At 48.8% G+C, this 12738-nt stretch carries 10 protein-coding genes; 1 reads left to right on the forward strand and 9 read right to left on the reverse strand.

Going from position 1 to position 12738, the window contains the following annotated elements:
* Positions 1-37: 37 nt before the first annotated feature.
* From QFZ48_RS05060 to QFZ48_RS05090, 7 genes are read right to left on the reverse strand one after another with little or no spacing between them, the layout of a single operon-like run.
* Positions 38-1615, reverse strand: coding sequence for a RagB/SusD family nutrient uptake outer membrane protein (locus QFZ48_RS05060; protein WP_429061375.1), 1578 nt, complete (start codon positions 1613-1615; stop codon positions 38-40).
* A gap of 20 nt (positions 1616-1635) precedes the next feature.
* A complete protein-coding gene (locus QFZ48_RS05065; RefSeq protein ID WP_429061377.1) occupies positions 1636-4704 on the reverse strand; it encodes a SusC/RagA family TonB-linked outer membrane protein in 3069 nt (1022 codons plus the stop codon).
* 46 nt (positions 4705-4750) lie between these two features.
* Entirely contained in the window at positions 4751-5689 is a 939-nt protein-coding gene (locus QFZ48_RS05070; RefSeq protein ID WP_429061378.1) for a glycerophosphodiester phosphodiesterase family protein, read from the reverse strand.
* Between the two features lie 49 nt (positions 5690-5738).
* Positions 5739-6467 carry an MIP/aquaporin family protein gene (locus tag QFZ48_RS05075; protein ID WP_429045262.1) on the reverse strand — a complete coding sequence of 243 codons (729 nt, stop codon included), beginning with the start codon at positions 6465-6467 and terminating at the stop codon, positions 5739-5741.
* An 11-nt stretch (positions 6468-6478) separates the two neighbouring features.
* The gene (locus QFZ48_RS05080; protein ID WP_429061380.1) at positions 6479-6841 is read right to left on the reverse strand and encodes an FGGY-family carbohydrate kinase; all 363 of its coding nucleotides are present in this window, start codon (positions 6839-6841) and stop codon (positions 6479-6481) included.
* A complete protein-coding gene (glpK, locus tag QFZ48_RS05085; protein WP_429061382.1) occupies positions 6838-7974 on the reverse strand; it encodes a glycerol kinase GlpK in 1137 nt (378 codons plus the stop codon). The genes QFZ48_RS05080 and glpK overlap by 4 nt, the downstream gene beginning before the upstream one ends.
* A gap of 50 nt (positions 7975-8024) precedes the next feature.
* Complete coding sequence (locus QFZ48_RS05090) at positions 8025-9629, reverse strand: glycerol-3-phosphate dehydrogenase/oxidase (protein ID WP_429045258.1); 1605 nt, start codon at positions 9627-9629, stop codon at positions 8025-8027.
* Positions 9630-9997: 368 nt separating this feature from the next.
* Here QFZ48_RS05090 and QFZ48_RS05095 point away from each other — a divergent pair, with 368 nt between their 5' ends.
* Positions 9998-10768 (forward strand): DeoR/GlpR family DNA-binding transcription regulator, encoded by a 771-nt coding sequence (locus tag QFZ48_RS05095; RefSeq protein ID WP_429045256.1) that lies wholly within the window; start codon positions 9998-10000, stop codon positions 10766-10768.
* A 32-nt stretch (positions 10769-10800) separates the two neighbouring features.
* On the opposite strand, the gene QFZ48_RS05100 is transcribed toward QFZ48_RS05095, so the two are convergent.
* Positions 10801-11064: a UBP-type zinc finger domain-containing protein gene (locus tag QFZ48_RS05100; protein ID WP_429045255.1), complete on the reverse strand. Its 264-nt coding sequence runs from the start codon at positions 11062-11064 to the stop codon at positions 10801-10803.
* A 10-nt stretch (positions 11065-11074) separates the two neighbouring features.
* A complete protein-coding gene (locus tag QFZ48_RS05105) occupies positions 11075-12733 on the reverse strand; it encodes an FAD-dependent oxidoreductase (protein ID WP_429045254.1) in 1659 nt (552 codons plus the stop codon).
* Positions 12734-12738: the final 5 nt, after the last annotated feature.

A 12738-nucleotide genomic window follows, 5' to 3' on the forward strand; every position in this document is an offset into this window, starting at 1 on the left:
ACCAGGTAACTGCATATCTGCATAACATATCCGGCAATTAGTATCCCGGGTTCTGTTCCAGGTTAGGGTTCAGATCTTTTTCCCCTACCGGGATCGGCCACAGGTAGTCGCGCAGTTTATCAAACGTGCGGGTTTCAATCTTCTTACCATTGTAGTTTTCAATAGGTGCATTCATCACGGTTTCAGCGGTTTTCCAGCGGCGGATATCGTTGTAATACAATCCTTCCCCGGCAAATTCCACGCGTCTTTCATGACGGATTTCTGCGCGCAGCGCGTCTTTGGATAAAGAAGTGGAAATATGTGGCATTTTCACCCTGTCGCGGATCTTGTCGAGCGCAGCGAAGATGGTAGCATCCGGTCCGCTTACTTCGTTTTGTGCTTCTGCGTACATCATCAGGATGTCGGCATATCTCAATACGATAAAGTTGATATCAGACTGGCCGTCTTTCAGATCCGACTTATCTTTTGGCGGTGCAATACTATCATAGAGGCTATACTTCTTCATACCATAACCCGTAATAGCAAAACGGCTGGCAGGAATAATGGCGCCGCGGTACATATCGGTCGGATAGGTGAAGGTGCCGTATAAGCGCGGATCACGGCGGAGATACGGACTATCTGCTTTATATCCTGAAGCCGGATCAGTGATGGGCAATCCATTATTCATGTAATAGGTTTTCGCCAGGTCCAGCAACGGTGCGTTGGTGTTGTATTGCGTACAGATCAGGTCGAATGAGCTGCCCTGCTGCGGGAAAATATACTGCACATCAAAAATAACTTCCTTGTTATTTTCATTGGGCTGCAAAAACAATCCCCGATAATCGGCAAAGAGTCCATAGCCGGTGCCGGCCAGCCCCATAACGCTATAGGCGGCATCGGCTGCTGCCTTCCATTTCATCAGGTCGTTGGATGGATTCAGCAACGGGCTGGCTTCGTACAACAGCACCCTGGCTTTCAGCGCCATGGCTGCGCCTTTGGTAGCCCTGCCTACATCCGCTCCTGTGTATTTCACTGGCAGAAGCGTAGCAGCCATATCCAGGTCTTTCAACACATTGGCTACCACTTCTGCACGTGGAGTACGCGGTAACTTAGCCTGGGCAGTTCTATCAGGCGGATCGAGGATTAACGGCACTGCACCATAATAATTTTCAAGTATAAAGTAATAAAGCCCTCTCAGAAAATATGCTTCCCCTTTCATCCTCTTCCGGATGTCCGCCTCAATTGCAGTTACTTCATCTACCTTCTTCAAAAAAGTATTGCAACGGCCAATGCCGCTGTAGCAATCGGAGTAACGGGCAGTAACGATACCACCGGTACTCGACATCTGGGTACCACGGGCAATGGAATTAAAGCTCATGGCATCCGTTTGGTTGTAGGCGTTGGGAGAAAGGGTTTCTTCCCAAAGCGCGGTGGCATTGTTGGAGGTTTTACCACCAAATATGCCCTGGTTGCGCAATACAGAGTAGCAGCCTACGAGGCCGGCGTTGGCCGCTTCCGGTGTTTGCCAGAAGGTTGATTCCGGGTAACGGTCGTGCGGAGAAGTATCGAGCAGGCTTTTGTTGCAACCTGCAGCAAGGAGACCCGTGCAGGAAAGTAAGAGATATATCTTTTTCATACTATTCATAATTTGGATGTTTAGAAGGTAACGTTGATACCGCCATTAAAGGTTTTCAGCATTGGATAAGTATACAATGTTGTTTGATCCAGTATAGATTCCGGATCAAAATCTTTGTAACGGGAGAAGGTGAGCAGGTTTTCCGCGTTGATAAACACACTCACTTTCTGGATCCTTGCTTTCGACAACCATTGCTGTGGCAGTGCGTAACCCAGCTGAATATTCTTCATTCTCAGGTAAGAGTTATCCCTTAACCAGAAAGTAGAGCGCTGGAAATTATCGATGCTGCCGGTGCTGGTAGTTACGATAGGCAGGCGTGCATCTCTTTTTTCCGGTGTCCAGGCGTCTCTTGTCCATTCCCAGGTAGCATTGGCGCCGTTGTTAAACGGATAAGCCAGGTTAGCAGTAGGCAGCACTTTTACACCGCCAATTCCCTGAAATGAGGCACTCAGGCTGATGCCTTTATAGCCTACATTGAATCCGAAACCATAGGTATACTTCGGTACGGATGAAGAGCTGTTCACAATTACACGATCGTCGCCGTTAATGATGCCATCTTTATTAACATCCTTAAATTTGATATAGCCTGGTTTTGTATTGGCAGATTGTTTTGCGCTGGCATCTATTTCTGCCTGGCTCTGGAAAATGCCTTCTGCCTGTAAAATATAAAAAGACTCAATGGGCGATCCTGCCTGAGTAATGGTACCTGTACCATAAATAATTTCACCATGCAGGTCCACTACTTCATTTTTATTGTAGGCCACACTTCCATACACATTCAGATCCACTTCGCCAATATGATCACGGTATTGTGCTACTACTTCGAGACCCGTATTATCTACCGTACCTACATTCTGTTTGGCGCCGGCCAGGTTACCCACCTGGGAAGGCATGCCTACTTCACGAAGGATACCATTGGTGCGTTTCTTATAGGCATCAACGGTAAGGCCTATACGATTATTCCAGAAGTTTACATCAACGCCCACATTGTAAGCATTGGTGATTTCCCATCTGAGCGTGGAATCTGCATCCGCAGTTTTCGCAGCGCCGGAATTTAATACGCCGCCAAAACTGTAGTCTTCACCCAGGTTGACGGTTGGGTCTGTCGTGTACAGTGCAATGGCCTGGTTACCTAATTTACCGGCGGAAGCACGCAGCTTCAACACGTTGATGAAATCAGAATGAAAGAAGGCTTCTTTATCAATACGCCAGCCGGCAGATACGGAAGGGAAAAACGCCCAGCGACTGTGTCTTCCCAGGCGGCTGGAACCATCATAACGGAAGGTGGCCTCCAGCAGGTATTTGCCATCATAGTCGTAGTTCAAACGGCCAAAATAAGATTCCAGCACATCGCGGGTAAGATTTCCGGAGGTAGCGTTCCAGGTAGTGCCCGCGCTTAATGCATCCAATCGTCCATCCAGGTAACCATACATACTGGTGGCCCATGAGTCGGAATCGAAATTGTCATAACTGGCGCCCAGCATGGCAGAGAGATTGTGTTTCCCTTTGAACTGGTGTTTCCAGTCGAGCGTGTTATAGAAATGGATATTCATGTCGTTATAATCCGTTTTGGCTGACCGGGGCGCAGTAGCGGGACTGTTCCAGTTGATAGCCGCGCCTGTTTTCGGATTAAAAGTTTGCATACGTGGTGTAAAGCCGCTGAGCAAACCATCATATTTATCCACACCAAACTTGATGTTATAGTTGATATCGAAAGGCAGTTTATATTCTGCGAAAACGGTGGTCAGGAAGCGCTGGATCTGTTTGGTCTGTAAACCATTGTATGCCAGCATACGCGGATTCTCCCAGTTGTTGCGGCCGGCTGTTCTGAGCCAGGAGTTGCCATAGCGGCCATCCGGCAGCGTATCTGTGAGGATAGGCAATGTACGGGCCAGGTAAGTCCAGGTATCTGTATAAAACGGCGTGGTGTAGGTTCTGTAGTAACCATCCATGGTGATACCCGCGCGCAGGCGTTTGGATACTTCCATGGAAGCATTCAATCCAACGGAATATTTCTTTTCATGGTTACCAGGTCCGAAGAGGATACCGTCCCTGTCGAGGTAACCGAGTGATAAGCGATAATTATACTTTTCGCCGCTGCCGGAAATAGCCAGGTCATGTTTCTGGATCACGCCGTTTTTCAAGGCAATATCATACCAATTATTTGCGGGATAAGTGAAAGGATCAGTCGCCATTCCTTTCTGGTACTCGTCTATATCCGCTTCTGCGTATTCAATGGCTTTTCCTTCATTGATGAGCGCCTGATTTTTCAGTTTCATATACGCGATAGGATCGCTGATCACATCCGGCAGGTAGGTTGCTTTTTGCTGACCGTAGTAATAGCTGTAGTTAACGCGGGAGCTGCCTCTTCCCTTTTTAGTGGTAACGAGGATAACGCCGTTGGAACCGCGGGAGCCATAAATGGCGGCAGCAGCATCTTTCAGTACCGTAACGGTTTCAATATCGTTTGGATTGAGTTCATCCATGGAGTACTCGATACCGTCTACCAATACCATCGGCTCATTAGCTCTTGCATCGGTGCTGCCAAAAGTATTCAGTCCCCTGATACGGATGGTGCTGCGATCCACACCTGGCTGACTGTTGCTCAGGTTGGCGAATACGCCGGGCACGCCATGCAATGCGTTACTTACGTTGGTAAGTGGCTGGCCTTCCTTATCCACCATATTCACGGTGGTGATGGCGCCGGTGAGCGTGGCTTTTTTCTGTGTGCCGTAACCGACCACCACTACATCGTTTAGTTTCTGGATATCTTCCTGTAACACTACCAGTACATTGGAAGATTTTACTTTCACCTCTTTAGGCAGGTAACCTATGAAGGTAAATTTCAAGGTAGCGTCTTTAGGCGCGGTGAGTTTAAAAGCACCGTTTACATCGGTGGCGGCGCCGCGGCTGGTACCTGCCACCTGTACGTTCACCCCGATCAGCGGCGTGCCATTGGCGGCAGTTACCTTACCGGTAACGGGAATGTCCTGCGCCTGCAGGGATAAGCTGCCGGCGCCGATGATCCCGATACACAGCAACAGGAACGTGGCCGGTTTTAACAGGCGGAATCGTGAAAAGAATTTCATAAGTGTGTTTGTTTTTTTTGTTAGTATACTGGTAGATAAATAATGGTCAGAGCCCTGCTTCGCGTAATCTGTTTGGGTAATCGGTTATAATACCATCAACGCCCAGTGCTTTCAGCTTTTTCATTTCGTTAACGTCATCCACTGTCCATGGAACAATCTTAATATGTTTAGCATGGCATTTGCTCACCAGCTCCGGTGTTACCAGCTTGTAGTTAGGATTATAGAAAAACGGTGTGAAGCCCAGTTGCTCCAGGTGCTGATCGAACCCGTTCTTTTTATCATCCGTCAGAAATCCCAGTGCCATATCAGGATATCTGCGGTGCAGTACCTGTAACGGGCGCATATCGAAAGACTGCACCAGCAGGCGTTTCCCGAGTGGCTGCAATTGCTTTACCGCCATCAGTTTATCCATATACTCTTCCGGTGCGGGTTGTTCTTTACCATCTGATTTTTCGGAAGATTTTATTTCCAGCAGATAGTAAGGCGCCGGCATATGATGCGCTTTCGTATAGGCTTCTACGGAGTCGATCATTTCAGACAGCAATGGTGCGTAAGAACGCATGCGCTGTTGTTCCGGATAAGCCGGGTATGGTTTTTCCCCGATGATAAACGGCCGGATATCGGCATAGTTCATCTGGTAAAAAATATAGTCCGTGCGCTTTTCTGCCGGGATATCTTTTCCATCCGGCGTGGTGGTGTATGACGGCGTAAACGACGCGTCGTGGTACACCATTACCTGGCCGTCTTTCGTGATATGCACATCAAACTCAATGGTATTGGCGCCTTCCGTTAACCCGCGGTACATGGCAGGAATGGTATTCTCCGGCATTAAACCTCTTGTGCCGCGATGTCCTACTTTATAAAAGGAAGGATACCCATTTTTTGCAGCAGTAGTTGTTTTAGTTGTTTTACATGCATTAAAGGTGCATACAGCGGCTACCGCCATGGCGCAGCCTATGAGACTGATATTAAACTTTGTTTTCATTGCGCGTGGTTCTAACGTGTTATTAATTGCGTATATAGGTAAACGTTATCTACTTCAGTAACAGGTACAGTGAAGCGGCGATTACAGCGCCGGCCAGTGGCCCGAAAACAGGTACCCAGGAATAACTCCAGTCGCTGTGTCCTTTTCCTTTTATGGGCAGCAGTGCGTACATGATGCGCGGACCCAGATCCCTGGCAGGGTTGATGGCGTAGCCGGTAGTGCCGCCAAGCGACAACCCGATAGACCATACCAGCAACATTACCGGCATGGCGCCGAGCGAACCCAGGCCCACCGGTGTTTTCTCCGGTCCTACTTCTGCGTTGGTGAAATAGAAAATGGTAAACAGCAATACAAAGGTGCCGGTAGCTTCACAGATGAAGTTGCGCCAGGTATTTCGTATAGCCGGCTCCGTGCAAAACACGGCACGCTGCAAACCTTTGTCGGGCGTATTATTAAGATGATCTTTGTAATTGAGCCATACCAGTGAAGTACCCAGCATAGCGCCCAGCATTTGCATGGCAATAAACAAAGGCACATCTGCCCAGTTGAATTTGCCCGCGGCAGCCAGTGCAATGGTAACAGCGGGATTAAGGTGTGCGCCGCTGTAAGGGCCGGCGAACACTACGCCTATATACACCGCCAGCGCCCAACCGGTGGTGATCACGATCCAGCCGCTGTTGTTACCTTTGGTTTGATGCAGTACCACGTTGGCTACCACGCCGTTTCCCAGCAGCAGCAATAAGGCAGTACCTATGAATTCAGCTAAAAAAGGATACATAGTTTATAATTTTATTGGTGAGCCCATGCTTTTGCGGCATTTACTGCGCGGTTCCATCCATTGATCCATTGCTGGCGTTGTTCCTGTTCCAGGTTGGGAGAGAAACATTTGTCCATTTTCCACTGGCTGGCAATTTCTTCCAGGTTCTGCCAGTAGCCTGTGGCCAGTCCGGCGAGATACGCGGCGCCCAGCGCAGTTGTTTCTGTAATACCTGGCCGCACTACTTTCGTTTGCAGGATATCTGCCTGGAACTGCATCAGCAGGTTGTTACCGGTAGCACCGCCATCTACTCTCAATTCCTTTATGCTGATATTGGCATCTGCTTCCATCGCTTTCAGCACTTCCATTGTTTGATAGGCAATGCTTTCCATCATGCAGCGCGTGCGATATGCGCGGCGTTGGTACCACGTGTCATGCCTACGAGTGTACCGCGTGCGTGCTGGTCCCAGTGCGGAGCGCCGAGTCCTGCAAAGGCGGGTACCAGGTATACGCCATCGTTTTGTTCTACGCTGGCAGCAAGTGCTTCCACTTCAGAGGAGGCCCGGATGATACCGAGACCGTCGCGCAGCCATTGCACAATAGCGCCGGCGATAAAGATGCTCCCTTCCAGTGCGTATTGTACCTGTCCGTTTACTTTCCAGGCCACCGTGGTGAGGAGATTATTTTTACTGATGATGGGTGTGTCGCCGATGTTCATCAGCATAAAACAGCCGGTGCCATAGGTATTTTTTACCATGCCGGGAGCGGTGCACATTTGCCCGAAGAGCGCCGCGTGCTGATCGCCTGCAACGCCTGCAATCGGGATCTGTACGGCAAAGATGCCGGGAGCGGTTTCGCCACATACTTCACTCGATTGTTTTACTTCCGGCAGCATAGCGGCAGGAATATCCAGCATGGCCAGCAGTTCATTGTCCCATGCCTGGGTGTGGATATTAAACAGCATGGTGCGGGAAGCGTTGGTGATATCGGTAGCATGCACCGCGCCATGGGTGAGGTTCCAGATCAGCCAGGAGTCTACTGTTCCGAAAGCCAGCTTGCCTTCGTTGGCGCGTTCCCGTGCCCCGGGTACATTGTCCAGGATCCACCTGATTTTTGTTCCGGAGAAGTAGGCGTCAATGACCAATCCTGTTTTTTCGCGTACCAGGGTTTCTTTACCTGCTGCTTTGAGATCGTCGCAGAAACCGGCCGTACGCCTGTCCTGCCATACAATGGCATTATACACGGGCTTACCGGTTTCGCGATCCCATACCAATGTGGTTTCGCGTTGGTTGGTGATACCGATAGCGGCAATGTTACCACCTTCCAGGCCCACTTTCGCCATTGCTTCGGTGGCTACGCCGATCTGGCTGCTCCATATTTCAGCGGGATCGTGTTCCACCCATCCTGGTTGCGGGAACAGTTGTGTAAATTCTTTCTGCGCCGTGGAAATAATTGCGCCTGCTTTGTCGAAGATAATGGCCCTTGAGCTGGTCGTACCCTGATCCATTGCCATAATGTATCTGATCATGTTTTTCTTTTTTCCCGTGGATTTTTACGTGGATGTTGATTTCGTTTAGTCTATGCCGTAACCTTCAGTTGTTTATAGGTAGTGCCATTTTTCAGGAGGTAGTGTTGTGCCACCTGTATAAAATCCTTCACTTGTTTTTGTTGCCAGTTGATATCCCTGTTCATTTCTGCGGCCATAATGGCGGCTGTTGCGGGCGCCATGTCTATAGCTGCCTGCGCATCCAGGAAGAGTGCGCGCAGGCGCCTGGCCAGCACATCTTCCACGGTTTGGGCCATTTCATGTTTCACTGCCCATATCACCTGTGCTTTGATGTATGGCAGGCGTGGATGCAGTTGCTCTTTCATGTCGGGATGCAGTGAAATAAATGCCTGTATCCTGGCGGCATCGCTGCCGTATATGTCCAGCGGTGCGGGCGCGGATGGTTGTTGCTGATACCCGTGGATATGCAGTGATTTTGTTTTGCATCCTACCGGTACCAGTCCACCGGTTTTGATGGCCTGGTCCACCGTATCTTCTGCCATTTTGCGGAAGGTGGTCCATTTACCGCCGGTGATGGTAATCAGTCCGGAGGGCGCTACCAGTATTTTATGGCTGCGGGAAATTTCCTTCGTACTGCCCGTTTCTTTTTGCGGTGCTGCCAGCGGCCGTAATCCGGCAAACACGCTGAGCACATCTTCCCGTGCAGGTGGACGGTCAAGATATTTACCTGCGGTATTTAAAATAAAGCTGATCTCTTCTTCCAGTGCGATGGGTTCCATGCTGTGTTCATCGAGCGGTGTGTCGGTTGTTCCCAGGAGTACTTTGTTGTTCCAGGGTACAGCAAACAGTACGCGGCCATCATCCGTTTTCGGGATCATGATAGCGCTTTTACTGTTGAGGAAAGAAGGGTCCAGCACCAGGTGCACGCCCTGGCTCGGCTTTACCATATTGGGCGCCGCCGGGTTATCCAGTTGCAGTACTTCATCTACAAATACGCCGGTAGCGTTGATCACTGTTTTGGCCCGGAGCGTATAGATTTCATTGGTTTCCAGGTCCTGTGTGCGAACGCCGCTTATTTTGCCGGCGCTGTTTTTAACGAGGCCGTTTACCTTAAAATAGTTGAGCAGTACGGCGCCGTTTTCAGCAGCGGTTTGCGCGATATCAACCGCGAGACGGGCATCATCAAACTGACCGTCGTGATAAACGATTCCACCTTTCAGTCCTTCCTTCCGGATAGTAGGGAGCCTGTTGATCACTTCCGACCTGCTGATATGCCGGGAGCGTCCGAGGCTGAGTTTCCCGGACAGCAAATCATAGATCTTGAGGCCGATGGTATAAAAGGGGCCTTGCCACCAGTTATACTGCGGGATGATGAATTGCTGGTTGTGTGCCAGATGAGGGGCATTGTTAAGCAGCAGTCCTCTTTCGTACAGGGCTTCCCGTACGAGGGCAATATCGCCCTGCGCCAGGTATCTTACCCCGCCGTGTACCAGTTTGGTACTGCGGCTGGAAGTGCCTTTGGCAAAGTCGGCCTGCTCCAGTAATAATGTCCGGTAGTTCCTGGTAGCGGCATCCATTGCTATACCAAGACCCGTAGCTCCGCCACCTATAATGATAAGATCCCAGGGTTGTTCACCGGCTTCCTTTAATTGCCTGATTGATTCAGTTCTTTTCATTTTATTCCCCTATAACTTTTAATTTGTTTCATTTATTTTCTTTGCAATAGTAATAAAAACAAAAAGAAATAATTTGAAACCAAAGTATAAAATAAAATGAAAAAGGTGAAAAAGTTATTGATGAATGGAAAAGAAATAAAAAGAAAAATATAATATGATATTAATCAAATAGATAGATATAAATATAACATCACTATGTCTTCATTTGATTTCATATTTCCAATTTGAAAGATCAGAATGAAGGATATTAACTACTTAATACGTAATCATATTTAACCAAATGAAACAAAATTGCCGGATATTTGTAAGGAGCATCTTTTTCAGATTATCCCGTGTCAACACACTTTAATACGTTATTTTTATCTGATATGTCTATGATCAATATTGCGGAACGTCATAAGTTTATTCTCGGCAAACTGCACGAGAAGGGATATGTTAATGTACTGGAGCTATGTAAGGAGCTGGATGTATCGGGCGTGACTATACGAAAAGATCTCAAGCTGCTGGAGGATAAGTCGCTGCTATTCCGCTCACACGGAGGCGCTACGGTGCATAATCCATATACCATGGACAAACCGGTGAATGAAAAGGAGAATATACGCCGGGAGGAAAAACAACTGATAGGGCAGGCTGCCGCTGCACTCATCGTACCGAACGATGCGATCATCATCGCCTCGGGTACCTCTGTGCAGGCATTGGCAAAAAATATTCAACCCAAAGGGCATCTTACCGTTATCACCGGCGCGCTGAACGTAGCGCTGGAACTATTGCGCCGGCCGGAGATTGAAGTGATCCAGCTTGGCGGGCATCTCCGTAACAGCTCTACTTCTGTTACCGGGTCTTATGCAGAAAAAATACTGGAAGATTTCTCCTGTAGTAAACTATTCCTCGGGGTAGATGGTATCGACCTGGAGTTTGGTCTTACTACCACCAATATTATGGAAGCGCACCTGAACCAGAAAATGATGGCCACTGCGCAGAAAACCATTGTACTCGCGGATTCCACCAAATTCGGAAAGCGAGGCTTCGGTCGCATTTGTGCCCTCGAAGAAATAGATGAAGTGATTACCGACAGCGGAATTTCCGAACATATCGTCAGGAAAATGGAAGATATGGGTGTGAAAGTAACGGTAGTGTAAGAGGAAGACCGTTGTCTTCCTCTTTTTTTTATTTAATATTCTGCAAACGTTCCGTCTTTATAACACCATAACCACTGCTCGCCCGGCTCCGCGGACGATATCACGGGATGGTCCGTTTGATGATAATGTTGCGTCATGTGCTTTGACGGTGAATCATCGCAGCAAAGCGTAACACCGCAGGTTTGACAGGTACGCAGGTGCAGCCATTTGCCATGTTGTTTGATGCATTCTTCGCAAACATGCTCGGCACTAACCTTTACTTCGGTTATTGCTTCAAGGTGTGAACATAAAGCCATAAAAAATATTTTAAACTTCTGCCAGGTACTTATGCACCAGGCTAATACTCATGGAGCCCTCCCCTACTGCGGAGGCCACGCGGCTCATAGCGCCGGACCGTACGTCGCCGGCTGCAAAGATACCAGGACAGCTGGTTTCCAGCAGATACGGTTCGCGGTTGAGTTTCCAGAGCTTACCAAAATAATCAAATGATTTCATTTCCCTGCCGGTTTGCACATAGCCTTTTTCATCTTTGATGATGAGATCTCCCAGCCAATCGGTGTAGGGCCTTGCGCCGATAAAAATATATAACGCATCCGCAGGCACTTCTTTTACTTCCTGTGTTTGCAGGTTTTCTATCTTCAGCTTTTCCAGCCGGTCGGTGCCCGAAGCCTCTACTATTTCACTGTTGTTTAGAATGCTGATATTGGGAATATCCCGGATCTGGTCTATCAGGTAGGACGACATAGTTGCATTCAGATTTTCTTTCCGGATAAGAATGAATACCTCCTTTGCGAACTTTGACAGGTACACCGCTGCCTGGCCGGCGGAGTTACCACCTCCCAGGATGTACACGCTCCGGTCGCGGCACGAGGCGGCTTCCGTGGTAGCAGCGCCGTAATAGATGCCTGCCCCGGTGAACTTTTCTATGCCAACGGTATCCAGCTTGCGGTAATCCACCCCGGTGGTGATCACAACGGCGCGTGCATTTATTTCCGTACCATTTTCCAGGCAAACAATTTTATAATCTGCTTTGAGTTTGATTTCTTTCACCGACTGTGGCGATAAAAACTCCGTACCAAACCTGGTGGCTTGCGTAATCGCGCGCCGTGTGAGTTCTGCGCCGCTCAATCCCGAGGGAAAGCCCAGGTAGTTTTCAATACGGGAACTGGTGCCTGCCTGTCCGCCGGGCGCATGACGTTCTATCAGCAGGGTTTTTAATCCTTCAGAAGCGCCGTATACAGAGGCGGCCAATCCTGCCGGACCGGCGCCGATGATCACTACATCATAGATCTCATTTTTTAAGGTAGGATTCAGTCCGATTTTCGCTGCAATATCAATGATCGCAGGAGCCGTCATCACTTCTCCATGCTCCAGTATTACAACAGGTAAAGCGGATGTATCCAGGTTATTCAGCTGCAACAGCAATTTTCCTTCGTCGCTGTTAGCATCAACGGAATGATAGGGAATCAGGTTGCTGGCCAAAAATTCCTTCATGCGGTAGGCATCTGACGAAAAAGGATAACCCACTACTTTAATCCCCTGGAACTCCGGGCGGTAATTGGTTTGCCAGTCGTCGAGCAGATCATTGATAACGGGATACAGCTTTTCTTCCGGCGGGTCCCAGGGCTTTTGGAGATAGTAATCCAGCCGCAATTCATTGATGGCTTTTATGGCGGCGTTAGTATCTGAATAAGCGGTGAGTAACACACGTTTGGCGGCAGGAAATATTTCCATCGCCTGCTGCAGAAAATCAACACCTTCCATTTCCGGCATCCGCTGATCGGAAATAAAGATAGCCACGGTATCATTCCTGTTTTTCAGTTCCACCAGGCTTTGCAGCGCTTCGTTGGCGGAAAGGGTACTCAAAATGCGGTATGATTTCCGGTAATACGATTTCAGGTCCTGCGTGATGGCATTCAGCACCTGTCTATCATCATCTATAACAAATATTATGGGCAGACTCATATCTT

It is taken from the genome of Chitinophaga sp. W2I13, from assembly GCF_050434005.1.
Taxonomy (GTDB): domain Bacteria; phylum Bacteroidota; class Bacteroidia; order Chitinophagales; family Chitinophagaceae; genus Chitinophaga.